Here is a 23507-nt window from a genome sequence, read left to right as displayed (position 1 = left end):
TCCGCAGGTGAGCCATGAACAAAAACCTCGATGACTACAATCGTATGCGCGATTTTTCGGCGACGTCCGAACCGGCTGCCGTCAAGCGAGCCGGCAGGAAAAACGCCAAGGATCATGCGCTGCAATTCTGCATTCAGAAGCACGACGCCTCGCGCCTGCATTACGACTTCCGCCTGGAGCTCGACGGTGCGCTCAAGAGCTGGGCGGTGCCAAAAGGCCCGTCGCTCGATCCCAAGGTCAAGCGCCTGGCAGTGCACGTTGAAGACCACCCGCTGGACTACGCCACCTTCGAGGGCAGCATCCCCGAAGGTCACTATGGCGCCGGCGATGTCATCGTCTGGGACCGTGGGGTGTGGATTCCTCAGGACGACCCGGCAAAGGCCTACGAGAAGGGTCGTCTCAAGTTCGAGCTGCAAGGCGAGAAGCTCGAAGGGCTGTGGAACCTGGTGCGTACGCACATGCCGGGCAAGCAGGAGCAGTGGTTCCTGATCAAGCATCAGGATGGCGCGGCGCGGCCCGAAAGTGATTACGACGTGGTGAGCGCCGAGCCCGACAGCGTCATCAGTGAGCGCACCATCGTGGCCAAGGCACCCAAGGCGAAAAAAACCGCCAAGCCCAAACTCATCAAAAAACCGGCTGCCCCGGTGAAGGAAAAGTCCGCGCCGCTCACCGGCGCGCACAGGGCCAAACTGCCGGATCAGATCAAGCCGGAACTGGCGACCCTGGTGGAAAAAGCCCCGGACGGCCAGTGGAGCTATGAGGTCAAGTTCGACGGTTACCGGATCATGGCGCGCATCGACCACGACGAGGTCAAACTCTTCACGCGCAACGGCCACGACTGGACGCACAAGTTGCCCGAACAGGCCAAGGCGTTGGCCGGCATGGGCCTGGAATCGGCTTGGCTCGATGGCGAAATGGTCGTGGCGGACGAGCAGGGCGTACCGGATTTCCAGGCGTTGCAGAACGCCTTCGAAGCCGGTCGCAGCGGCAACATCCTTTATTACCTGTTCGACATGCCCTACCTCAATGGCGTGGACCTGCGCGAGGTGCCGGTCGAAGAGCGAAGGGCTGCACTGGCGACCGTGCTCAACGCCAGCAAAGACCCGCTGCTGCGCTTCTCCGACGCGTTTGGCGAAGATCCCCAGGCGTTGCTCAACAGCGCCTGCCAGATGCGCATGGAAGGCCTGATCGGCAAGCGCCTCGGGTCGCCTTATGTCTCCCGGCGCAGCAGCGACTGGATCAAGCTCAAGTGCAAGCATCGCCAGGAGTTCGTCATCGTCGGCTACACCGATCCCAAGGGCACGCGCAGCGCGTTCGGTGCCTTGCTGCTGGGGCTGCACGACCGCGACAGTGGCAAGTTGCGCTATGCGGGCAAGGTCGGCACCGGGTTCACCGAAGCGACGCTCGACAGCATTCATCAACAGCTCAAGCCCTTGCAGACCAAAAAACCACCGGTGCTCAATCCGCCCACGGGCGTCGAACTCAAGGGCGTGCACTGGCTCAAGCCTGAACTGTTGGCCGAAGTGGCCTTCGCTGAAATGACCAAGGACGGTTCGGTGCGCCATGCGGTGTTCCATGGCCTGCGTGACGACAAACCTGCCCGGGACATCACTGAGGAGCGAGCGACGACTGTGAAAACTGCCTCCGCGAAAAAGCCTGCCGTCCAGTCATCCGCTGCAGCCAAGCCGAAGAAAGCCGAGCCGGCACCGTCACAGATCGGCCTGGAGGAGGGCAAGGTACGCATCACCCACCCCGATCGGGTCATCGATGCCAGCAGCGGCACCACCAAAGTGCAATTGGCTCAGTATTACGCCAGCGTCGCCGAGTGGATTTTGCCGCAACTCAAGGATCGCCCGGTGGCGCTGGTGCGTGCGCCGGACGGTATTGCCGGCGAACTGTTTTTCCAGAAAAACGCCGAGCGCCTGGCGATTCCCGGCATTACAACCCTGGATCAAAAGCTCACGGGCCAGCCGATGATGGTCATCAACAACGCCGAGGCGTTGATTGGCGCGGTGCAGATGAGCACCGTTGAGTTGCACACCTGGAACGCCACGTCCGACAAGCTCGACAAACCCGACCGCTTTGTACTCGACCTTGACCCGGACCCGGCCTTGCCGTGGAAACGCATGGTTGAGGCGACCCAGCTCACTCTTTCGGTGCTGGATGAACTGGGGCTCAAGGCGTTTCTCAAGACCAGCGGCGGCAAGGGCATTCACCTGGTGGTGCCGCTGACCCGCAAGCTCGGTTGGGATGAGGTCAAGGATTTCAGCCACGCGATCGTCAGTCATATGGCCAAGTTGCTGCCCGAACGGTTTTCGGCGGTGTCGGGGCCGAAGAATCGGGTGGGGCGTATCTTCATCGATTACCTGCGCAACGGCCTGGGGGCGACGACCATCTGCGCCTATGCCGCGCGTACCCGCGAAGGAATGCCGGTATCGATGCCGATTTTTCGGGAAGAAGTGGAGGACTTAAAGGGTGGGAACCAGTGGAATATTCACAACGCCCATGAACGCTTGGCTGAGGTGGGGGATGAGCCGTGGGCGGACATGAAGAAAACCCGGCAGACCATTACGGCCGAGATGCGCCGACGGGTCGGGATGAAGAAGACCTGATGCCCCTGTAGAAGCTGCCGCAGCTTGCGACAGCTCCTACCAGAGGCAGTGTATTACTTGATGAACGCCTGGAAGTCATTCCCCAGCTTGTCGATCGCTGCCTTGAAGTCCTGGGCAGTGATTTTCTGCTTGTCATTTTCCAGCGTGGTGCCAAAGACCTTACGCACGACCTTGGCTACGGTTTGATTGTTTTTGGCGTCGATGAACTCGGCCTCGATATACAGTTCGGTGTTTTCATCCCGGATACCCGTAGCGGCGGACACACCGCCGACGACCGCCGCGATGGGCACCACTTCATACCAGTGCATGCCTTCAGGCGAGGCACTGACGCCAGTGATCGCTGCCCGCATGACCAGGGTTTTGGCACCGGCCGGCGCAGCGCTTGGGCTGGAAACCACCCGGTACTTCTGCCCCAGCGTGGTCTTGGCCTTGTTGCTCATGTAGTTCTGAATGTCAGCCAGCGTCTGCTGGTTGACCCGCTCATTGGGCTTGGGCGCCGGGTACATTTCCAGACGGGTGAATGCCACGGTGTCGTAGGCATTCGGGTTCCACGACGGGCTTACCCAACGCATGGCTGTTCCGCCGCTGGGCGTTTCAACTTGCTGCAGATTGTTATAGTTGGATAGGTAGCCGGAGTACTGATCCTTCTCGGTGACTTTCGACGTACAACCACCGAGCAATAGACTGGCCAGGGCAGTGCCGACGAGCAATTTACGGGTCAGGTTCATAGTGCTGTTTGCTCCTTGGATAAAGTTCTTTTTTCTTGAAAACAATCAGGAACGCCAAGTCATGTTTCCGGTCACGGCTTGAATCCCGGCACTGTCGATTTGTCCGGTAGCGCGATTGCCCGATGTGGATTTGGTCTGCCTGCGACGAGCACTGTAAAGGTGGCTAAAGCCAATGGTTTGAAATGCATGGCGTCAGCACCTGTACGTCAGTTCCTGACAACGCTTTTTAAGTTGTCTTACGCAATGAGCGTAGGTTCGAATCACAAATTCGCCAGTACGGATTTGCTGCGGCTATGTCCGCGCTTCAGTCGCGACTCAACCCTGCCACTGGCCATTGTCGGGCACGAATAAGACGTATGTATTAACGTCGGCGACGAGGAACTCCAGAATGGGGTATCACGCATCCCGCAACAGGTCGTTGGCGTTGAGGACTTCGTAGGCGATTTCCGGGCGTTTTTCCATGGCGCGGCGGATCGCCGCCGGGATCGCTGCGCGAGTTTTGCGGCACAGCCCGGGCAGCTCGCCGACGTGAATGCCGATGCCGCGCATGGTTCGCACTTCGTTGAAACTTGGGACGATGTCGACGCGGATGCCCAGTTGCTCGAGCATTCGCCGTTGCAGATGCTCCAGGTCCTGAAGGCTAGTCAGGTTTTCCAGGCGATCAATCAGGCGCTTTTCTTCCATGCGCGTCAGAAACAGGATGCGCACATCCGCCCCCGGTGTTTCGAGCAACGGGTCACGCCCGCAATCGCAGGCGCCGGGCGGGCAGGGTTGGCGGATCGGAGCAGAGGGGTTCATGGGGTTCAATCATAGAGCGCTGTGCTTGAATTTGCCCATAGGGTTTGGGCAGGTACAGGCGACCCCCTGCAGGAGCGGGCCTGCTCGCGATGGTGGATCAGCTTTTCGACGATAAGGCATTTTGCTGGCCCCCAGGTTGTTCGGTTGTCGCCAGAATCGCTTCATTTTCAGGCGGTTAGGGTGGGTATTTGATGCGCAATATGTGGGTCGCGTTGATCTCGTTCGGCATTGCGGGCCTTGCAGTTTCTGCCGAGGGAAAGGAACTGAAGGCCGGCGATACTTATATGTGCAGTTGGGGCGCGGGTACGGCGGCTAGAGCACAGGAACTCAAATTGTCCGGGGTTTCGCTGTATGCGGCGCGACAAAAAATCCAGTCGTACAAGTTTTCCAAGTCCTGGATGCGGATGATGGCCATGGGTATTACAGAGCAAACTTATGACAGTCCGACGAGGATGAAACCGGCGGCGGTTCGGCAGAGTTTTTATGATGATTGTTTGAAGTATAAGTTGGCTCGTAAATGAGCCAGCTTTTGGTTTGGAATACATTTCCGTTGCTGTGGTAACGGCCACTTAGGGATTCGCCTTTACGGCAAGTCCCTTTGGCCAGCCATGACCCTCGTCGGATCAACCGCCTCATCGACCCACGCCGTCTATATTCAATGACTGGCATCAAGCCTGAACCTCGTTTTCTGATTCACCTGAAATTGCATAAACCTCAATTCAATCAGGAGATCATCATGACCCAACTCGACAAAGTCCTGTACACGGCAAAAACCCACACCACGGGCGGCCGCGACGGCGCATCGCGCAGTTCCGACGGTATTCTCGATGTCAAACTCTCATCCCCTGGCGCCGGCGGTGGCGGCACCAATCCAGAGCAGTTGTTTGCCGCCGGCTGGTCAGCCTGTTTCATCGGCGCGATGCAGGTCGCGGCCAAGGAAATGAAAGTCGCCTTGCCCAAGGATGTGGCCGTTGACACCGAAGTCGACCTGGGCACCAACGAAGGTGGCTACCTGCTCCAGGCGCGTTTGAATGTCAGCCTGCCGGGGCTGGACCGCGAGACCGCGCAAAAAATTGTCGAAACCGGGCACCAGTACTGCCCGTATTCGAAGGCCACGCGCAATAACATCAATGCGGTGGTCAAGCTCGTTTGAGTTGAAATGAAAAAAGGTCTTGGCGACAGATTTCAGGGAGCAACATCGCCAAGACCTGAAGGGGGGCAAGTCACGGGAACGCCGGTGCATCTCAACCGTCCTCGACATGCCCACAGCCGCTGTCCACCTCCAGCAACAGGGGCTAATATGCCGCGATAAAACCACAATAACGACGTGACCTGCCTTGTATGAAAATCCATCCATTACCGCCACTTAATAGTCTGGTCGCGTTTGAAGCGGCGGCACGCCATTTGAGTTTCACCTTGGCTGCGCACGAGTTGAACGTGACGCAAGGTGCGATCAGTCGGCAGGTTCGACTGCTGGAAGACTACCTGGGCAAGGTTCTGTTCGAACGGACCACCCGCACGATTCAACTGAGCCCGGCGGCCAGTCAGTATTATGAAACGGTGCGTGCTTCATTGCTGCAAGTGGCACAGGCCACCGGTGAGATTCGCCATTGGCAGGGCGCCGAACAGGTGACAGTCGCCACCAGTACCGCCATGGCTTCGTTGTGGCTTTTGCCAAAAGTGTCCGAGTTTCAAAGGGAGAATGAAGAGATCGACCTGCGGATCATCGCCCATGACCAGGTCAAGGATTTCTCCCGTCTCGATTGCGACCTGGCGTTGTATTACTGCAAGACACCGCCACGGGACATGCAAGTCACGCCATTGTTTTCCGAAGAGGTTTATCCGGTTTGCAGTCCTGCCTACCTTGCCAAATATCCTGCCTTGAACAAGCCAGAGGATCTGGCCGCCTGTACCTGGCTTTTTCTCGATGACCCGCAACGCGACTGGATTGGCTGGCCGGACTGGTTCCGCAGCCAGGGCTTGAAAAACGTCGAGCCCAAACGCCGGATCAACATCAACAGTTACTCGATGCTGATCCAGTCGGCCATCAGCGGACAGGGCATTGCACTGGCCTGGTCCAACCTTGTCGATGATCATCTGCAGAGCGGCGCGCTTATCCGTCCACTCGATACCGTACTGAAAACCGATGCGCAGTTTTGCTTGCTGGAACCCTTGGCACGCGGGGGGATGCGGCAAAGCGTGAAACGTTTCCGTAGTTGGTTGTTGAACCAGCTTCCACCCGCCGAGGACACCCGGTAACGTCGCAGCCCCGCCTGAATATCCACCACCAGTCGCCCGGCATTTTCGATGCCGGGCGATTTTTTTTGCCTCGCGTCAATGCGCGTCAAAAACCTGCACCAGCCCTCAAGCCGGCCGCCAATACTTATGACAATAAGTCATGAATTGCGCCGGAAATATCGTTTGTCGACACCCCCTCCGTTTTCCCAAACTGGCTGCCAGCGGACCCCGGGCCTATGCGCCCGCCGATCATCCAAACCGTGCCCAGCAGGGGAAAACAATAATGAGCAGCATCCAGCAAATTCCTGTGCATCATCTCGAAACCGTCCTCAATCCGATCCATGAAGCGACCGGCCTGAGCAACGAGTTTTACACCGAGCAACGTTACTTCGAACTTGAGCGCGATCAGGTCCTGGGCAAAACCTGGGCCTGCGTCGGTTTCGCCAGCGACCTGGGCAAGGCCGGTTCGGTCAAGCCCATCGACTTCATGGGCCTGCCGTTGCTGTTGATGCGCAACCGCGAAGGCCTGGTGCAAGTGTTCCATAACGTGTGCAGCCACCGCGGCATGAAGCTGGTGGAAGAGGCCGGTGAAGTGCAGGGCGTGATTCGCTGCCCTTACCACTCCTGGACTTACGATCTCAACGGCGGGTTGCGCGGCACGCCTCACGTTGGCGGCATCGACCAGCACAAAGACGAGCGTTTCGCCTGTGAAAAACATGGCTTGAAAGCCATCCGCAGCGCGATCTGGATGGACATGGTGTTCATCAACCTGTCCGGCGATGCGCAGCCGCTCGAAGACATGCTGGCGCCATTGACCCAGCGCTGGACCCAGTTCCTCGGTGAAGACGGCATGAGCCTGCTGCGCCGTCGTCCCGGTCATGACGCCACGACGCTGGACATCAACTGCAACTGGAAACTGGCCGTCGAGAACTACTGCGAGGCCTATCACTTGCCGTGGGTGCACCCGAGCCTGAACTCGTACTCGCGCCTGGAAGATCACTACAACATCATTTTTGACGAGCACTTCGCCGGTCAAGGCAGCTATGCCTACAACCTGTCGGACGTCGCCGGCACGCACTTGCCGACTTTCCCGGGCTGGCCGCTCGACCGTCTGAAAAATGCCGAGTACGTCGCGTTCTTCCCTAACGTGTTGCTCGGCATCCAGGCTGACCATGCCTTCGCCATGCAGCTGGAGCCTGTTGCACCGGGACGCACCATCGAGCACCTGCGCCTGTTCTACGTAGGTGATGAAGCCGCAAGCAGCGAAGAGTTCAGCGCTTGCCGCGATGCGATTCTGGAATCCTGGAAAGTGGTGTTCGCCGAAGACATCAGCTCGGTGGAAGGCATGCAGAAAGGCCGTCATTCCCCCGGCTACAAAGGCGGCGCGTTCTCGCCGGAAATGGACATCCCGACGCACTTTTTCCACCAGTGGGCTGCACGTCAGTTGCTCGCCACCACGCCGTCTGCCTGAGGAGCGCTGCCATGTATCCGATAGCCTCTCACTGGCTTAACTACATCGACGGGCAATGGAGCGATAGCAGCCAGCGCCTGACGGTGAACAACCCCGGCACTGCCGAACCGGTCGCGACCATCGCCCAGGCCACCGTGGCCGATGCCGAGCGTGCGTTGCTGGCAGCTCGTCGTTGTGCCGACAGCGGCTTGTTGACTCGCGCCCGTCCGGCGCAGCGCGTCACCTGGTTGCTGCGCATTGCCGAGGAGATTCGCGCCGTGGCGGATGAGGGCGCCTGGGTGCTGTGCCAGGAAAACGGCAAGCGCCTGAGCGACGCCAGGGACGAGTTCATCGAGGCGGCGCGCTACTTCGAGTATTACGCCGGCATGGCGGACAAGATCGAGGGCACTTCGATTCCGCTGGGCAACGGTTACATGGACTTCACCCTGTACGACCCGATGGGCGTTTCGGCGCAGATCGTGCCGTGGAACTTCCCGGTGTCGATCTGCGCCCGTTCGCTGGCACCGGCACTGGCGGCGGGTAACGCGGTCGTGATCAAGTCCCCCGAGCTTTCGCCGTTGGGCATGTGCGTGCTGATCCGCGCCATTGCCAACGCCGGCTTGCCCGATGGCGCGGTCAACCTGATTTGTGGGCGAGGTCGTGAAGTCGGTTCGTATCTGGTCAGCCATCGTGCCGTCGACCAGATCGTGTTCACCGGTTCCGTGCCGACGGGCCAGTCGATTCTGCGTGATGCCGCGCAGCATGCGATTCCGAGCGTGATGGAATTGGGTGGTAAATCGGCTGCAATTGCCTTCGCCGATGCCGATCGGGAGCAACTGCTCGCCAGCGTCCAGTCAGGGATTTTCTTCAATGCCGGCCAGGTCTGTTCGGCGATGTCGCGCCTGCTGGTGCAGCGCGAGATTTATGAAGACGTGGTCGAGGCCGTGGTCGCCATGGCCGAAGGGCTGAGTGTCGGGTTGGGTCAGGACAATGCCGACCTCACCCCCGTCGTCAGCGCCGGGCAACTGACGGGCATTGAAGCCTTGTGCCGACGGGCGATCGCAGAGGGCGCCGTGGCAGTTACCGGTGGCGAGGCTTTCGCCGACCGTGCCGGGCACTTTATGCGTCCGACGGTGTTCCGCGACGTGACCGCCGACATGTGCATCGCCCAGGAAGAAGTGTTCGGGCCGGTGCTGGCGATCATGCCATTCGACACCGAAGAACAAGCCATTGCGATTGCCAACGGCACCGAGTTTGGCCTGGTGGCCGGAGTGTTCACTCAGGACATCAGTCGCGCCATGCGCTGCACGCGCCGCCTGAAATCCGGCCAGGTGTTCGTCAACGAATGGTATGCCGGCGGCATCGAAACGCCGTTTGGCGGTGTCGGGTTGTCGGGCTTCGGTCGGGAGAAGGGCCAGGAAGCCTTGTACAGCTACGTGCGCACCAAGAACGTAGCGATCCGGATTGCTGGGGAGTGAACACCATGTTCAAGACGTGGCTTTGCATCGTTTGCGGCCTGATTTACGACGAGGCACTGGGCTGGCCCGAGGATGGCATTCTCGCCGGCACGCGCTGGGAGGATGTTCCCGAGGATTGGGTCTGCCCCGAATGCCACGTCGGCAAGGCAGATTTCGAGATGCTCGATATCAGTGAGTACACGCAGGCAGTGACGGCCGTCAGCGTGCCCGTCAGTACGCCACCGCTCGCGGTGGCGGCACCTGCGGTTGCTGCGTCGCCACGCCAGCCGATCGTCATCATCGGCAGTGGTTATGCCGGTTACGGTCTGGCTCAGGCGTTGCGCAAGGCAGATCCCAAGGTAGAGATCCGTGTGCTGACGCAAGAGTCCGGCCACCTGTATTCGAAACCCGCGTTGTCGATCGGGCTGTCCCAGGGCAAAAGCGCCGAGGCGTTGTCCGGCGAATCGCCGCTGGCAATCGAGCAGCGTTTGAACATCCGCGTGTATCCACACTGCAAGGTGCTGGGCATCGACAGTGCGACGCGGCGCCTGCGTACCAGCTTCGGTGAAATGGAATACGGCCAGTTGGTGCTTGCCAGCGGCGCGCAGCCGATTCGTCTGCCGATTGAGGGCGATAGTTCAGCGCTGATCAGCGTCAATAACTTGCAGGATTACCACGGGTTCCGTGAGCGTCTGACCGGTGTACGGCGTGTGGCGATCCTTGGGGATGGCCTGATTGGCTGCGAATTTGCCAATGACCTGGCCCATAACGGCTACAGCGTGGATGTCATTGGTCTGGGGCACTGGCCGATGGAACGCCTGTTGCCGGCCGAAGCCGGGCAGGTGCTGCAAAACGCTTTGAGTGTGTTGGGGGTGACGTGGCATTTGCAGAACACCCTGGAAGCCATCGACGCCACGGCTCAGGGTTATCAACTGAAACTCGCCAACGGCCAAACCCTCGAGACTGATCTGGTGTTGTCCGCCGTCGGCCTGCGTCCCGACCTGAGCCTGGCAGAGAGTGCCGGGTTGGTGGTTGGGCGGGGCATTCAGGTGAATCCCCAACTGCAAACCTCTGCGCCGGGCATTTACGCCCTGGGCGATTGCATCGAGATCGATGGACAGCTGCTGCCGTACCTGGCACCGATCAATCAAGGCATTGCTGCGTTGAGCAAGACATTGCTTGGCCAACCCACGGCGGTTGACTACCCGTTGATGCCGGTGACAGTGAAGACGCCGGCCGCGCCGCTGTGTCTGTTGGCACCCGCTAACGCCGGCGAAGGTGAATGGCGCTGCACGCCGACCGAGGACGGCTTGAGTGCCGGATTCTACGACGCGGCGGGCAAGCTCAATGGTTTTGTCCTGCTCGGTCGTCAAGCGCAAACGCAACGCAGCACATTGCTGCAGTCCTGTCAGCATTCCCAGCAGGCGGTAGCCTGAGGCCCGACTCATGAAAAACACGATCAACCTGCCATTCGACGACTCGAGCTGCGGCTGGTACGCCGCGCTGCCTGAGCAACCGTCTTGCCAACGCTTGTCCGATGAGCAGCGTGCAGACTACGCGGTGATTGGCGCGGGCTTCGCTGGCCTGGCCGCTGCCCGTCGCCTGGCCGAGCATCATCCGCAGGCCCGAATCCTGCTGGTGGACGCGCAACGGGTCGCCCACGGCGCCTCGGGGCGCAACTCCGGTTTTGTGATCGACCTGCCGCACAAGTTCGCACTGGAGCATCCGGACCCTGCGCACAAACAGCGTTTGCTGTCGCTCAACCGTGCCGCGATTTCGCAGTTGCAAGGGCTGGTGCAACGTCACGGCATCGATTGCCAGTGGTCCCATGCCGGCAAATATCAAGGCGCGGTCGGGGCGCGTGGCCTGGCTTACCTGGATCACTTCGAGCGGCTGATGAGCGACCTCGGTGAGCCGTTTCGCCGGGCCGATTCCGCGGAGCTGGCCAAGGTCTTGGGCACCGATCATTACAGCGGCGCCATCTACACGCCCGGCTGCTATTTGATGCAACCGGCGGCGCTGGTCACGGGCCTCGCGCGCTCGTTGCCGGGCAACGTCGAATTGCTCGAGGAATCACCCATTCAACGTCTGGAGCGTGACGGCCGTGGCGGCTGGATTCTGCATGGCACGGCGGGGCTGATCCGCACCCCGCAACTGCTGTTGGGCACCAGCATCTTCACCCAGGAGTTTGGTTATCTGCGCAATCGCCTGCTGCCGGTCATGACCTTCGCCAGCTGGACCCGGCCATTGACCGATGCGGAACTGGCCACCTATGGCGGCCAACTGGACTGGGGACTGACCCCGGCGGACCACGCCGGCACGACTGTGCGCATGACTCAGGATCGCCGGCTGATCATCCGCAACACCTACAAACACGTGCCCAAGTACGGTCGCAGCACCAGCGATGGCATGCGTTCGAAAGTGCGCGATTCGCACCGCAAGGCTTTCCTGGCGCGCTTCCCGCAGTTGGCCGACGTGTCTTTCAGCCATACGTGGGGCGGCGTTTATGCGATCTCGCGCAACTTCACTAATTTCTTTGGCGAGCTGGAGCCGGGCGTTCATGCGTCAGCGTGCGACAACGGCGTCGGTGCAGCCTGGGGCACCATTTCCGGGACAATGCTCGCTGATCTCGCTGTCGGTGCCGACTCGGCGCAGCTCAACGATATTCGCGCCGTGACCGGCATGCCGTCGCTCAACCCGCCGGAACCGTTCCTGGGCCTGGGTGTTCGCTCGCGTATTCATCTGGCGGCCTGGAACAGCCGGAGTGAGCTATGAGCCCTCCAGCCAAAGGCAAGAGCCCGGTGCGGCGCATCGACCATCAGGACCTGGACTTCACCTTCCGTGGCGGTCCCCCCGGCGCCGCGTACGTGGCGCGGGCACTGAGCAATGAAGTCTCGCCGAACATCGGTGTGGGTTTCGCCCGCTGGGAAGGCGCGCAAGTCGCCTGGACGGTGCTGTACGACGAGGTGATTTTCGTGATCGAGGGTTGCTTCGAATTGCGCGTCGGTGAAGAGCTTTTTGAAGTCACCCCCGGGCAGTTGCTGTGGATTCCCGAAGGCACCGAACTGGTGTATGGCGGGCATGCGTTGTTTGGGTATGTGGTTCACCCCGGCAACTGGAAGCAACTTCACGGCTTGGCTTGAAGCGCAACTATCGGGGATCGCACGGTGATAAGACTGACAAAAACCTTCGGTGCGCTTTATCTGGCCAGCCTGTTGATGCAGCTGGGATCGACCTTGCTGATGACCTATCTGGCACTGCGCCTGAATGCGATGGGGGCGAGTGAAACGGCAGGGGGGGCGTTGATGGCCGCCAATGCCTTGGGGATGGTGCTGGGTGGCTGGGTCGGGCGCAGCCTGATCGCACAGGTCGGGCATATTCGAACCTATGCGGCCTGTGCCGGACTGATTGCGGCAGCGGTGTTGGCGCATGAGTTCAGCACGTCCCTGCCTTTCTGGTTGGTGCTGCGCGGGCTGGTCGGGCTGGCCATGATGTGCCAGTTGATGGTGCTGGAAAGCTGGCTCAACGATCAGGCCCGGACCGAGCAGCGCGGTAGCGTGCTGGCGCTGTACATGGTCGCCAGCTACGTCGGGATGATGCTCGGTCAATTGGCCTTGAGTCTCGACGAGGGGTTGGGGATCCGTGCGTTGCTGGGGGTGGCGATGGTGTTTGCGCTGTGCTCGGTGCCGGTGGCGCTCACTCGCAGCGCCCATCCGACGGCGGTGCCCGCGGCTTCGATCGACCTGCGGTTGTTCCTGCGGCGCATTCCGCAGTCCCTGGTGACGATTCTGGTGTCAGGCATGATCAACGGCAGCTTCTACGGGCTGGCTGCGATCTATGCCAGCAAGCAGGGACTGGAAACAGCACAGGTCGGCCAGTTCATGGCACTGACCATCGGGGCAGGCTTGTTGGCGCAGTTGCCGTTGGGCTGGCTCTCGGATCGTCTGCCGCGTGCCAGTCTGATCCGCGCGGTGGCGATCTTGCTGGTGCTCATCAGCCTGCCGCTGGCCTTCAATCAAACGCCTGCATTCGTGACTCTGCTGTGGTTCGGCTCGGCGATCGGCTTCCTGCAGTTCTGCCTGTATCCGTTGGGCGTCGCGTTCGCCAACGACAACATGGAGCCGCACTTGCGCGTTTCGCTGTCGGGCATGTTGTTGATCACTTTTGGTGTCGGTGCCTGCATCGGTCCGCTGATTGCGGGTGTGCTGATGGAGCGCTTCGGCACCTCAAGCTTCTACTTTTTTTATGCCGGCAGTGCCGCGCTGCTCGCGCTGTGCGTGGGCCAGGCGAAGGTCACAGGCAAGCACCTGCAAAAGGATGCGCCGCTGCATCACCCGGTCACGCCAAACGGGATTGCCAGCTCTAACCTGGTGTCGGTGGGTGACCCCGTGGGCGAGTGCATCGACAGGCGTTAAGTGGAGGAGGGCGAACCGGATTTATTGATGCGTTTTTCTCATGAGTCGGTGATTAAAAATGGTTTGAACGATGGTCAGGTTTCAATCATCTTGGCGATGCTGCCAGAACCGAGTTAGAACGGAATTAATCTGAAGATATACAGCACCCTGATGTCATTCGATATCAAGGGATAAGTATCTTGCGGAATACTCTCTAAAACCCTTAAACAAAAACAAAAGGGGAAAATAATGCGTGCGCAAACAGGCATGTTAAAAGGCTTGAACCCGAATGTGACAGTCGCTTCGATAGTAGCGGTGATCTCATTTGTTCTGTTCTGTGCATTTAAAGACGAGCAGGCAGCCAAGGCCTTTGAAATGGCTTCGGTGTTTATCCTGCATAACTTTAAGTGGTATTACATCGCCCTGATCAGTGGCGTACTTGGTTTGCTGCTGTATATCTCTGTCAGCCGTTTCGGCAATCTCAAACTGGGCACCGAGCACGATCGGCCCGAGTTCAGTTTCGCTTCATGGATCGCCATGCTGTTCAGTGCGGGAATGGGCATCGGCCTGATCTTCTGGTCCGTTGCCGAGCCCATGCTGCACTACGCCGATAACCCGTTTTCAAAGGGCCTGACGGACGAGTCGGCCACCATCGCGATGCGCATCACGCTGTTCCACTGGGGCCTGCACCCGTGGGCGATCTTCTCCATGATCGGCCTGAGCCTGGCGTATTTCGCGTACCGTAAGGGTCTGCCGCTGGCCCTGCGTTCGCTGCTGTATCCGCTGATTGGCGACCGCATCTACGGCTGGATCGGCCATGTGGTCGATATCATGGGTGTGGTGATTACAGCCTTTGGTGTTTCACAGTCCCTCGGCCTGGGTGTTGCGCAGATTAATACCGGGCTGCATCAAGTGTTTGGCATTCCGGTCAGTATTGGACTGCAGTTATCCATCATTCTGGTTGTCAGTATTATTGCCTGCATTTCGCTACTTGCCGGGTTGTCCAAAGGTATGAAGCGGATCTCCACGCTTAATATGTATCTGTCTTTTCTTTTGATGTTGGCGGTACTGGCCATCGGTCCAACGCGTTATATCCTCAACTTGATGTTTGAATCCACCGGTGACTATGTGCAAAACATCGTTGGCCTCAGCTTCTGGATGGACACTCAGAAAGACACCGAATGGCAAAACTGGTGGACGGCGTTCTACTGGCCGTGGTGGATGACTTGGGGGCCTTTTGTCGGCCTGTTCATTGCGCGGATTTCCAAAGGCCGGACCATCCGGGAACTGGTGATCGGGGCGCTGGTGGTACCGACCATGGTGACCATTTTGTGGATGTCGGTGTTCGGTGGCGCTGCCCTGAAAAACGAACAGCAGGATCGCCAGGCTTATCAGGCATCGGTTGCCAGCCAGGTAGTGGCTCAGGAACAACCGAAGTTCGAAGGCGGCACGGTGCTGCTTGCCACCAAGAAAGAAACCACGGCGGCGATGTTCACGCTGGTTCAGTCGCTTGATGGCCCCACGGTTGGCGCCATCCTCTCGATTCTGGTGTGCGTATTGCTGGGTGTGCACTTTGTCACCACGGCAGATGCCGGAACCCAGGTGTTGTGTACTTTGTGTGCCCTGGGCAGCACCAATCCGCCCAACTGGATCCGCTTGCTGTGGTGCATTCTGGAAGGGGCGATTGCGGCGGGCCTGCTGCTCGCCGGCGGACTCAAGGCCATTCAGATGGCAAGCATCGCCGCCGGATTGCCGATCGCCATGTTGCTGCTGGTGATGTCGTACACCTTGATTCACAGCTTGCGCAAGGAGATGCCGAGTGTGCCGGCGTGGACGCCAGCGGTGGATCGTTTTCCAAGCCAGGCGCTTGATCAGGCCGACCGCCGCGAAGCACCGTCGAGTGTACCGTTGACTGCCGCATAAACCTGTTGGATAGCAGTTGGAGAAAAAACCGAAACCGTCTGCTCAGGCTGACGGTTTCAGTTTTTGTCTGGCATTCAGCCTCGAGCAATTGATCGATGCGTACCGGCAACTCCGGCTGATCGCGTTCTAGCCGACTCAGTCATTCATCCCGTCATCTATCGCGATACCTTGCGCACGCATGGCCTTGATCAGGTCGCCGCGGGTGCCAGGCAGGTTGAGCATGGTCTTGGCCCGCAAAGTCGCGACTTCATCAGCGCTGTAGGGCTGGTAACTGGCCGGAACGCTCTTGCCGGCCATGCCGTCTTCGCGCATCAGCCAGTTGAGCAGGTCCGCCAGTTGCGCGTTGTTCAGCGCCGACTGCGACATGCCCGGCACGCGCACCAGAAATTCGCGGCCCCCGGGGACTTTCAGGAAGTTGCCGACAAAGCCTTTCATCCGTGGCGTGTCGTTGGCCGCGGAGCCGCTACCGTCGCCCAGATGGCAACCGGCGCATTGCAATTGATAGTTCACGCCGACGCTGTAGTTGGCTTCGGCGATGGGTTTTTGCAATTCTTCGTTGCCCGGTGCGTGGCGCTGGTCGGGATTGGGAATGGCCCGGGCGTGGACCTGCGGGGTGATGAGAAGGCCGGCCAGACTGAGGATTAACAAATGACGCATGACAATCCCTTTTTATTGTGGGTGCGATCTTCAAAAAAAACCACCGATTGCCCAGGCAACCGGCGGTAAACGCGTGTCAGATCGCCACGCCACGGATGATCGAAACGGTGCAGTGGTAGATGTGCGATTTGGCGGCCAGGCACCAGTTCACATCGTTGTTATTGAACGGGCGGTAGGCCGGTTCTTCACTGTCGTTGCGGGTGCAGGCGCACTGGGCGCAGCTTTGCTTACCGCAGCAGTCGTTGTACGAAATGATGTAGTCCTTGCCATCGGCCGGGTTGCGGCAGGTGCCGATCCAGGTCACTTGCGAGGCTTCGGTGCCCGGTGGACAGGACGTCACCGAACCACCGCAGCAGCTGCACAGAAAGCCGTCGATGGAGCAGTAGCGCCAGTAGTCGCAGCTGTTCGGATCACCCGGGTCACCGGCCTTCGGGTCAGTGGCCGCCAGCGCCTTGCTGGTGCGATCCAGTGGTAGCAGCAGGGGCAGGGCGGCACCGGCCACCATCAGCGAGCCCATGCGCGACAGCAGTTTGCGGCGCGAAGTAGTGTCGGCAACACGGCGCGTCGAGCGCTCGAACAACAGATCCAGCAGTTTCATGAGGGTCTCCCTGCCTTATCAGTGGCTATGGCCGTGGCTGTGGTCATGGTCGTGGGGCTGCGCGTTGAGGTACTGCTGCAGCGTGGCGTGTTTCAAGTGCTCGACTTCGAACAGGCTGTCCAGATGCTCGCGGGAGTTGACCAGGCCTTTGGCGCGCAGGGTGCCGGACTTGTCGATCAGCGCGGCGTACGGCAGCTTGCCGATCTGGTAGGTCATGCCGACTTCCGGGCCGACCACATAGGTGGCGTCTTCCAGTTTGTGCTCGCGGATCAGCGCTTGCTGGGCGTCCATGTCGCCATCGCTGACGAACACCACGTCGAGCGTACCGGCCTGTTCTTTAGCGATGGATTTGATCGCCGGTAGCAAGGATTTGCAGATCGGGCAGGTGGGCGAGAGGAAGAACAGCAGTTGCGATTTTTCACCGGCATAGCCGAAGTTCACCGGACGACCCTTACGGTCAGCGGCAGTGATCTGCGGCGCGGCTTCGTTGACGGCCACGCCTTTGTCGACCATCAGTGCGCCGGCCGGGGCCAGGCGACCGTGCAGCACGCCGATCTGACGGACCAGGCCCATGACCACAAACGCCACGGCCACCAGCAGCACCCAGAGCAATACGTTGGAAACGATCAAGCCTTCCATTTTGATTACCTACCAATCAATTTGAGCAAAAGAGGGGAGTTCGCCATCAGGCCAGCGGCCGCGGCGTAGATGAGCAGCGCGACCGCGGCGGCAGCCACGGTGACGAAGCCATCGAACACAGTCATGTCACGCACCACCGGCGCCACGCTGGCCAGCAGCGCCAGCGCTACCAGCACGCTGTTGCGCAGCAGCAGGACCGGACGCAGCGGTTGCGCCTGGTCTGGCCCGGCACAACCGCAGTCGATGTCGCGACGACCGCGCCACAGGTTGATGCCGATGGTGACGGCGTACAGCGCCAGCAGGCTGGCCGCACTCAATGCCGCCCAGCCCCGGCTGAGCGGAACCAGCAGCGCGAAAGCGATGGCCAGTTCCAGCAGCGGGATCAACCGCGCGCTCGGACGCACCAGCGCCGCGGGCAGCAGTTGGTAGTCCGCCAACTGTTTGGCGAAGCGTGCCGGCGCCCGCACCTTGTGGGTGGCGGCACTGGCCAGCAGCGCCGAAATGGCGAGTGCGCTGGCAATGATGAAGATCGGATCTGATTGCATGGCCGAACCCCGTTAGTAGCTCATGACCTGAGTCGCGGTTTTGGCGACCTTGGCCATGCTGCCGGTGTGCTTGTTGGTCTTGAGGTCGAAGATCTGCAAGCCACCTTCAACATCGGTGCCCAGCAACAGCGGTTTGTCGTCGCCGGTTGCCTGCATGCTCCACACTGGTGCCGGGGCTTCCAGGGTGGCGATTTTCTTCATGGTCTTGAGGTCGTAAGCCCAGATGAAGGTGCTCGGGTCTTCCCACTTCATCGGTTCGTGGGCGTCGTGCATCAACACGTACAGGCGGTTCAGCTTCGGCGCGACGGCCATCAGCTGCCAGCCACCCGGTGCCCAGCCGGCTTTCTTTTCCTCATCGGTGGTCAGCGACCAGCTCGGCAGGATTTTTGCCGTATCACCGGAGAAATCCACGGCGCGCACGGTGCCGGTGGTGGTCGTGAAGTAGTAGGTGTCGCCGACGTTGACCGCGCGCTCCACCAGTTTCTCGGCGTTCGGGTCGAAGAACGGCGTGCGGTTGCGCGCGGTTTCCTGGCCCTGATCGTTGAGGGTCACCACTTGCAGGCTGCCGTCGCCACACAGCGAGGCGAAACGGCGTTTGCCAACCGGGTAGTTGAGCACGCAGCCAGGGATCGCGATTTCGCTGGCGACGGCTTTGGTCTGGGTATCGACCACCGTCACCGAGGTCGACGGGGTGAAGTTGTAGACGTAGACGAAACGGTCATCGCCGCTGGTCTTCAGGCCGTAGCGCTGGGTCAGCGATTCGGCGCGCTTGTTTGGAATCAACACTTCCCAGGCCGGCGACAGGGTCGAGGTGTCCCATGCGGTCAGCACGTCGGTGCGGGTGCCGCGGGTGCCACGGGAATACCAGATGTCCGCGGCGTAGATCAGCTTGCCGTCATGGCTCAGGGCCGAAGGTGCGGCGAAACCGGTCGGCACCATGCCCAGCACGCGTTTCTGATCCGGGTTGACCACGGTGATACGGCCGGCGACGAAGCTTTCGAACTCGACATCGACGACGAACGCGCGGTGCGGTTCAGCGGGGAAGGCCAGGGTGGTCTGGCCGATGCCGGTGTCGGCCGGCAGGTCCGCACGGGCACTGTTCAAACCGAGTACAAGCAGGCTCAGGCCTAGCGCTGACTGTACGGAGATCCTGTTTGTTCGCATAAGGGGAACTTCCTGAATTGTTGGTAACGCGGATCGCGGGTGAGTGGGCAGATTCTGACGATTGAATAGTGCCTCGCCCGGCAACCTCAGGAATTGCCCTGCCTGCCAAGTGTTTGTGTCTCTGTGCCAGTGTCATGAAACCCCCTTCATGCACCTGTTAGGGGGCTCGAGTTGCTGACACCGGTAGAAGGCATTGGGCTGTGTGTACGATTGCCAGTCAGCGTCAGGTACGCGGTGAGCTCTCGCTGGTGTATCTGCGGATCATGCGGGAGTGGGGTTTGCGCGCGGGCATGGCGTTCGCCCCGATCGATCCGAATGACCAGCGCCAGGCGCGATCCCCGGTGGCGAGGGAGCTTGCTCTCGCTCGGCTGCGCAGCAGTCGTAAACCCTGACGACTCGGTCTGCCTGGAGAAAGCCGGGGGGCCGCTTCGCGACCCAGCGGGAGCAAGCTCCCTCGCCACAGGGTTGTGTGTCAGGCGAGGGGGAGGGAGAAGGTGAACACTGCGCCACAAGGCTTTTGGTTCTGCGCCCAGATCACCCCGATGATGTTCTTGCACAGCGCCAGGCGCGATCCCCGGTGGCGAGGGAGCTTGCTCCCGCTCGGCTGCGCAGCAGTCGTAAACCCTGACGACTCGGTCTGCCTGGAGAAAGCCGGGGGGCGCTTTGCGACCCAGCGGGAGCAAGCTCCCTCGCCACAGGGTTGTGGGTCAGGCGAGGGGGAGGGAGAAGGTGAACACTGCGCCACAAGGCTTTTGGTTCTGCGCCCAGATATCGCCCCGATGATGTTCTTGCACAGCGCCAGGCGCGATCCCCGGTGGCGAGGGAGCTTGCTCCCGCTCGGCTGCGCAGCAGTCGTAAACCCTGACGACTCGGTCTGCCTGGAGAAAGCCGGGGGGCGCTTTGCGACCCAGCGGGAGCAAGCTCCCTCGCCACAGGGTTGTGGGTCAGGCGAGGGGGAGGGAGAAGGTGAACACTGCGCCACAAGATTTTTTGGTTCTGCGCCCAGATATCGCCCCGATGATGTTCTTGCACAGCGCCAGGTGCGACCCACTGTGGCGAGGGAGCTTGCTCCCGCTCGGCTGCGCAGCAGTCGTAAACCCTGACGACTCGGTCTGCCTGGAGAAAGCCGGGGGGCGCTTTGCGACCCAGCGGGAGCAAGCTCTCTCGCCACAGGGTTGTGTGTCAGGCGAGGGGGAGGGAGAAGGTGAACACTGCGCCACAAGGCTTTTGGTTCTGCGCCCAGATATCGCCCCGATGATGTTCTTGCACAGCGCCAGGCGCGATCCCCGGTGGCGAGGGAGCTTGCTCCCGCTCGGCTGCGCAGCAGTCGTAAACCCTGACGACTCGGTCTGTCTGGAGAAAGCCGGGGGGCCGCTTCGCGTGCCAGCGGGAGCAAGCTCTCTCGCCACAGGGTTGTGTGTCAGGCGAGGGGGAGGGAGAAGGTGAACACTGCGCCACAAGGCTCTTGGTTCTGCGCCCAGATGTCGCCGCGATGACGGCCGATGATGTTCTTGCACAGTGCCAGGCCGATGCCGTTGCCGCTGACCTTGGACGAGAAAAAACCGTCGAACAGCTTCTCCTGCGCCTGGGCCTGGATCCCGCGCCCGCTGTCTTCGATACGCACCAGCGCCACGCCGTTGTCGGTGCTGGCATGGATGCGCAACAAGCGTCGTTCGATGGGCAAGTCAGCCATTTCTTCAATCGCGTTGAATGCCAGATTGAGGATCACCTGGCCGATCAGCACCTTCTCGCAACTCACCCGCAGCGGCTCGGGCGAGGTCACGATTTCGACACGCACCAGACTCGGATCGGCGCGCAAGCTGATGAAGTAACGGGTTTCGCGCAGCAGCTCATTGAGGTCCACCAGTTCTTCGGACTGCTCAAGCTTGACCACGTAATCGCGCACGCTCTTGATGATGACCGAGGCGTGCTCGATTTGGCGCACGGCATTCTGCAAACCCCAGGCGACGCCTTGATCGGTGTCGCCGGCATTGCCCAGGCGAATCACCGTGCCTTCGATGAAGTTCCGGGTTGCCGCCAGCGGTTGGCTCAACTCGTGGGCGATGGCCACGGCCATTTCACCCATGGCGTTGTAGCGCGCCAGGTATTCGAGCTTCTGTTCGCTGACCCGCCGCGCCTCTTCGGCCAGCACCTGTTCGGTGACATCGCGAAACAACAGCAGATGGCCGACCAGGTCGTCCTCAATGTCGATGAAGCGGCAGGTTGCGTCATGCCAGCGCCACTCGCCGTCGCGTCGCTGCACTTTGTAATGAACGCTGAACGGCGCGTGTTCCGGCGTTTCGTTGGCGAGCTGTTGCAGTAGGCGCTGGCGTGAGGCGTCGTCGCACCAGGCAAGAAAGTTCTTGCCCATCAGCTGGCGCACTTCGCTGGCGAGCAAGTGCGCGCCGGAGTCGCTGATAAAACGGATATCGCCCTCCGGGCCCAGCACCGCCACGCCTTCGGCCAAATCCTGCATGAACGCCTTGAGCCGGCTCTCGAAGCGCTTCAAGTCGCGCTTGACCTTGTCTTCTTTAGAGATGTCGCGGAATTGCACCATCAATACATCGCGGCCCTCCAGGTGCACCAGCGTCGCCACGGCCTCGGAAAGAATCTCCACCCCTTGCTTGGAGCGATAGCACCACTCGATGGCGCGCTGCCCGGTACGCGCGGCACCCTCCAGCCAGCGCAAACCCACTGAGCGCCGATATTTCGGTGCGTCGCGGGTCATGTCCGGGGCTTTGAGTGGCGTCAGTTCCTCCAGGGTAAAGCCCAACGCCGCCAGGGCCGCGGCGTTGGCCCAGAGGATTTCCTTGGTGTGCGCATCGTGAAGAATGATGCACAGCGGCATGGCTTCGATCAGCGCATAGAAGTCGTTTGGTTTTGGCAAATACATCGCACAGCCCTTGGCGGCAGAGGGTTCCGACCGGTGAAGTCAGAAGTATGGCTTTTTATACCTGCTCGCGCATGGAGACGCGCTCAGAGGTATGGGGTGTCGGCCTAGGGGTTTTCTTTAGTCCGGGGGCTGCACGCACCAATAGTGGCGCCGGGACGCGGTTTTTACACTGGACCGCAATGCAAGGGCATCCACACCCCGGTAGGAGCTGCCCACTAACAATAATCAAAACGGAGAATGCCCATGCTGCGTTCAGCGGTTGCGCAACAAGACGCATCGATCGGCGTTGACGAGAATGGTGTCGACAGCCAGGCCTTTGCGCGGGTCCTGGACGAAGTGCGCCAGCGTCGCGAAGAGTTCGACGCCGGCTCCCACGTGCCACGGGACATGATCGAACGCTTCAAACACGTGGGCATCTACCGTGCCGCCACGCCGAAATGCTTCGGTGGTGACGCCCTGGCGCCGCACCTGTTCCTGCAAATGATCGAACGCATCTCCGAAGCCGACGGCTCGGCGGGCTGGGTGGCCAGTTTCGGCAGCGCCGGCGTTTACCTCGCCGCTTTGCCACGGGAAACCCTGGCTGAACTCTACGCCGAAAGCCCGGACCTGGTGTTCGCTGGCGGCTTGTTCCCGCTGCAACCGGCGGAGGCTGTAGAAGGCGGCTATCAGGTCAACGGCACCTGGAAATTCGCCAGCGGCTGCAAGGGCGCGGACCTGCTCGGTGTCGGCATCGGCGCTGCAGGCGGTAAGCCACGCACCGCCGTGTTCCGTCCAGAGCAAGTAGAGATCGTCGAAAACTGGGACGTGGTCGGCCTCAAAGGCACCGGCAGCCATGACCTGCGCGTGAGCGACCAGCGCGTCGACGAGCGCTGGACTTTCATCCGCGGCGGTGCCTCGACCATCGACGAACCGCTGTTCCGCTACCCGTCGATTGCCTACGCCGCGCAAGTGCTGGCGGTGGTCAACCTCGGCCTGGCCCGCGCGGCACTCGATGAAATCAGCCGCATGGCTGGCGGTTCAGGCATCACCGGTGCGCCGAAACTGTCCGATCGCGCTTACGTGCGCATCGAAATCGCCAAGGCCGAAGCCAAGCTCGCTGCTGCCCGTGGGTTCTTCTACAACGCCACCGAACAGGTATGGAACTCGATCATTAAAGGCAACCCGGTCACCCCGGAGCAAACCAGCCTGCTGCGTCTGTCCGCCATTCACGTGTCCCAGGCCGGTGCCGAGGTGGTGCAAAGCGCTTACAGCCTGGCGGGGACCACCGCCATTTACCTGCGCCATCCGCTGCAGCGCTACCTGCGCGACTCGATGGTGGTGACCCAGCACGCGTTCCTCAGCGAAGGCCTGTATGACGGCGCCGGCTCGGTGTTCCTCGGCGTGCCGCCGTTCCCCGGCTACATCTGAATTC

Annotated in this window: 21 protein-coding genes and 1 pseudogene; 14 read left to right on the top strand and 8 right to left on the bottom strand. The window is 60.6% G+C overall.

Annotation, left to right across the window (positions count from 1 at the left end):
- Window positions 1–14: 14 nt before the first annotated feature.
- Entirely contained in the window at window positions 15–2612 is a 2598-nt protein-coding gene (ligD, locus tag KHO07_RS16780; protein ID WP_212624937.1) for a DNA ligase D, read from the top strand.
- A gap of 53 nt (window positions 2613–2665) precedes the next feature.
- On the opposite strand, the gene KHO07_RS16775 is transcribed toward ligD, so the two are convergent.
- Together KHO07_RS16775 and KHO07_RS16770 are read right to left on the bottom strand one after the other, a co-directional pair.
- Complete coding sequence (locus KHO07_RS16775; RefSeq protein ID WP_212624936.1) at window positions 2666–3340, bottom strand: DUF3313 domain-containing protein; 675 nt, start codon at window positions 3338–3340, stop codon at window positions 2666–2668.
- 396 nt (window positions 3341–3736) lie between these two features.
- Window positions 3737–4138, bottom strand: coding sequence for a hypothetical protein (locus KHO07_RS16770; protein ID WP_212624935.1), 402 nt, complete (start codon window positions 4136–4138; stop codon window positions 3737–3739).
- Between the two features lie 191 nt (window positions 4139–4329).
- On the opposite strand from KHO07_RS16770, the gene KHO07_RS16765 reads away from it, so the two are divergent.
- From KHO07_RS16765 to KHO07_RS16720, 11 genes and pseudogenes are all read left to right on the top strand, one after another.
- Window positions 4330–4659 carry a hypothetical protein gene (locus KHO07_RS16765; protein WP_212624934.1) on the top strand — a complete coding sequence of 110 codons (330 nt, stop codon included), beginning with the start codon at window positions 4330–4332 and terminating at the stop codon, window positions 4657–4659.
- Between the two features lie 215 nt (window positions 4660–4874).
- On the top strand, window positions 4875–5291 hold the full coding sequence (locus tag KHO07_RS16760; RefSeq protein WP_150703501.1) for an organic hydroperoxide resistance protein: 417 nt from the start codon (window positions 4875–4877) through the stop codon (window positions 5289–5291).
- A gap of 188 nt (window positions 5292–5479) precedes the next feature.
- A complete protein-coding gene (locus KHO07_RS16755) occupies window positions 5480–6397 on the top strand; it encodes a LysR substrate-binding domain-containing protein (protein WP_150732480.1) in 918 nt (305 codons plus the stop codon).
- Between the two features lie 262 nt (window positions 6398–6659).
- A complete protein-coding gene (locus tag KHO07_RS16750) occupies window positions 6660–7847 on the top strand; it encodes an aromatic ring-hydroxylating dioxygenase subunit alpha (RefSeq protein WP_173668843.1) in 1188 nt (395 codons plus the stop codon).
- Window positions 7848–7858: 11 nt separating this feature from the next.
- Entirely contained in the window at window positions 7859–9304 is a 1446-nt protein-coding gene (locus tag KHO07_RS16745; RefSeq protein ID WP_212624933.1) for an aldehyde dehydrogenase family protein, read from the top strand.
- 5 nt (window positions 9305–9309) lie between these two features.
- A pseudogene (locus tag KHO07_RS29210) lies at window positions 9310–9474 on the top strand (rubredoxin); the annotation flags it as partial.
- A complete protein-coding gene (locus KHO07_RS16740; RefSeq protein ID WP_244858309.1) occupies window positions 9463–10719 on the top strand; it encodes an FAD-dependent oxidoreductase in 1257 nt (418 codons plus the stop codon). The pseudogene KHO07_RS29210 and the gene KHO07_RS16740, both read left to right, overlap by 12 nt.
- A 10-nt stretch (window positions 10720–10729) precedes the next feature.
- Window positions 10730–12058: an FAD-dependent oxidoreductase gene (locus KHO07_RS16735; protein ID WP_212624931.1), complete on the top strand. Its 1329-nt coding sequence runs from the start codon at window positions 10730–10732 to the stop codon at window positions 12056–12058.
- The gene (locus tag KHO07_RS16730; RefSeq protein WP_212624930.1) at window positions 12055–12426 is read left to right on the top strand and encodes an ethanolamine utilization protein EutQ; all 372 of its coding nucleotides are present in this window, start codon (window positions 12055–12057) and stop codon (window positions 12424–12426) included. The genes KHO07_RS16735 and KHO07_RS16730 overlap by 4 nt, the downstream gene beginning before the upstream one ends.
- Before the next feature lie 24 nt (window positions 12427–12450).
- On the top strand, window positions 12451–13698 hold the full coding sequence (locus KHO07_RS16725; RefSeq protein ID WP_212624929.1) for an MFS transporter: 1248 nt from the start codon (window positions 12451–12453) through the stop codon (window positions 13696–13698).
- 228 nt (window positions 13699–13926) lie between these two features.
- A complete protein-coding gene (locus tag KHO07_RS16720; protein WP_244858226.1) occupies window positions 13927–15600 on the top strand; it encodes a BCCT family transporter in 1674 nt (557 codons plus the stop codon).
- 135 nt (window positions 15601–15735) lie between these two features.
- Here the strand turns inward: KHO07_RS16720 and KHO07_RS16715 are convergent, their stop codons facing one another.
- The 5 genes from KHO07_RS16715 to KHO07_RS16695 form a co-directional block, all read right to left on the bottom strand.
- Window positions 15736–16257: a cytochrome C gene (locus KHO07_RS16715; RefSeq protein WP_212624928.1), complete on the bottom strand. Its 522-nt coding sequence runs from the start codon at window positions 16255–16257 to the stop codon at window positions 15736–15738.
- Window positions 16258–16333: 76 nt separating this feature from the next.
- The gene (locus KHO07_RS16710) at window positions 16334–16855 is read right to left on the bottom strand and encodes a methylamine dehydrogenase light chain (protein ID WP_150732486.1); all 522 of its coding nucleotides are present in this window, start codon (window positions 16853–16855) and stop codon (window positions 16334–16336) included.
- Window positions 16856–16873: 18 nt separating this feature from the next.
- Entirely contained in the window at window positions 16874–17494 is a 621-nt protein-coding gene (gene mauD / locus KHO07_RS16705; protein WP_075949195.1) for a methylamine dehydrogenase accessory protein MauD, read from the bottom strand.
- Between the two features lie 5 nt (window positions 17495–17499).
- Window positions 17500–18039, bottom strand: coding sequence for a MauE/DoxX family redox-associated membrane protein (locus tag KHO07_RS16700; RefSeq protein ID WP_212624927.1), 540 nt, complete (start codon window positions 18037–18039; stop codon window positions 17500–17502).
- A 12-nt stretch (window positions 18040–18051) separates the two neighbouring features.
- Entirely contained in the window at window positions 18052–19203 is a 1152-nt protein-coding gene (locus tag KHO07_RS16695; protein WP_212624926.1) for an amine dehydrogenase large subunit, read from the bottom strand.
- Window positions 19204–19403: 200 nt separating this feature from the next.
- On the opposite strand from KHO07_RS16695, the gene KHO07_RS16690 reads away from it, so the two are divergent.
- On the top strand, window positions 19404–19595 hold the full coding sequence (locus KHO07_RS16690) for a hypothetical protein (protein WP_212624925.1): 192 nt from the start codon (window positions 19404–19406) through the stop codon (window positions 19593–19595).
- Window positions 19596–20623: 1028 nt separating this feature from the next.
- Here the strand turns inward: KHO07_RS16690 and KHO07_RS16685 are convergent.
- Window positions 20624–22096, bottom strand: coding sequence for an ATP-binding protein (locus KHO07_RS16685; protein ID WP_212624924.1), 1473 nt, complete (start codon window positions 22094–22096; stop codon window positions 20624–20626).
- Between the two features lie 243 nt (window positions 22097–22339).
- Here KHO07_RS16685 and KHO07_RS16680 point away from each other — a divergent pair, with 243 nt between their 5' ends.
- On the top strand, window positions 22340–23503 hold the full coding sequence (locus KHO07_RS16680; RefSeq protein ID WP_212624923.1) for an acyl-CoA dehydrogenase family protein: 1164 nt from the start codon (window positions 22340–22342) through the stop codon (window positions 23501–23503).
- The last annotated feature ends 4 nt before the right edge of the window (window positions 23504–23507 follow it).

Source organism: Pseudomonas sp. PP3 (genome assembly GCF_905336995.1).
Classification (GTDB): Bacteria; Pseudomonadota; Gammaproteobacteria; order Pseudomonadales; family Pseudomonadaceae; genus Aquipseudomonas; species Aquipseudomonas reinekei.
This window is presented reverse-complemented; position numbering and strand designations above follow the sequence as displayed.

Bases quoted from the DNA above. Each gene is read 5' to 3' on its own strand.
- ligD (WP_212624937.1), top strand. From the start codon at position 15: ATGAACAAAAACCTCGATGACTACAATCGTATGCGCGATTTTTCGGCG.
- KHO07_RS16775 (WP_212624936.1), bottom strand. From the start codon at position 3,340: ATGAACCTGACCCGTAAATTGCTCGTCGGCACTGCCCTGGCCAGTCTA.
- KHO07_RS16770 (WP_212624935.1), bottom strand. From the start codon at position 4,138: ATGAACCCCTCTGCTCCGATCCGCCAACCCTGCCCGCCCGGCGCCTGC.
- KHO07_RS16765 (WP_212624934.1), top strand. From the start codon at position 4,330: ATGCGCAATATGTGGGTCGCGTTGATCTCGTTCGGCATTGCGGGCCTT.
- KHO07_RS16760 (WP_150703501.1), top strand. From the start codon at position 4,875: ATGACCCAACTCGACAAAGTCCTGTACACGGCAAAAACCCACACCACG.
- KHO07_RS16755 (WP_150732480.1), top strand. From the start codon at position 5,480: ATGAAAATCCATCCATTACCGCCACTTAATAGTCTGGTCGCGTTTGAA.
- KHO07_RS16750 (WP_173668843.1), top strand. From the start codon at position 6,660: ATGAGCAGCATCCAGCAAATTCCTGTGCATCATCTCGAAACCGTCCTC.
- KHO07_RS16745 (WP_212624933.1), top strand. From the start codon at position 7,859: ATGTATCCGATAGCCTCTCACTGGCTTAACTACATCGACGGGCAATGG.
- KHO07_RS16740 (WP_244858309.1), top strand. From the start codon at position 9,463: ATGCTCGATATCAGTGAGTACACGCAGGCAGTGACGGCCGTCAGCGTG.
- KHO07_RS16735 (WP_212624931.1), top strand. From the start codon at position 10,730: ATGAAAAACACGATCAACCTGCCATTCGACGACTCGAGCTGCGGCTGG.
- KHO07_RS16730 (WP_212624930.1), top strand. From the start codon at position 12,055: ATGAGCCCTCCAGCCAAAGGCAAGAGCCCGGTGCGGCGCATCGACCAT.
- KHO07_RS16720 (WP_244858226.1), top strand. From the start codon at position 13,927: ATGCGTGCGCAAACAGGCATGTTAAAAGGCTTGAACCCGAATGTGACA.
- KHO07_RS16715 (WP_212624928.1), bottom strand. From the start codon at position 16,257: ATGCGTCATTTGTTAATCCTCAGTCTGGCCGGCCTTCTCATCACCCCG.
- KHO07_RS16710 (WP_150732486.1), bottom strand. From the start codon at position 16,855: ATGAAACTGCTGGATCTGTTGTTCGAGCGCTCGACGCGCCGTGTTGCC.
- mauD (WP_075949195.1), bottom strand. From the start codon at position 17,494: ATGGAAGGCTTGATCGTTTCCAACGTATTGCTCTGGGTGCTGCTGGTG.
- KHO07_RS16700 (WP_212624927.1), bottom strand. From the start codon at position 18,039: ATGCAATCAGATCCGATCTTCATCATTGCCAGCGCACTCGCCATTTCG.
- KHO07_RS16695 (WP_212624926.1), bottom strand. From the start codon at position 19,203: ATGCGAACAAACAGGATCTCCGTACAGTCAGCGCTAGGCCTGAGCCTG.
- KHO07_RS16685 (WP_212624924.1), bottom strand. From the start codon at position 22,096: ATGTATTTGCCAAAACCAAACGACTTCTATGCGCTGATCGAAGCCATG.
- KHO07_RS16680 (WP_212624923.1), top strand. From the start codon at position 22,340: ATGCTGCGTTCAGCGGTTGCGCAACAAGACGCATCGATCGGCGTTGAC.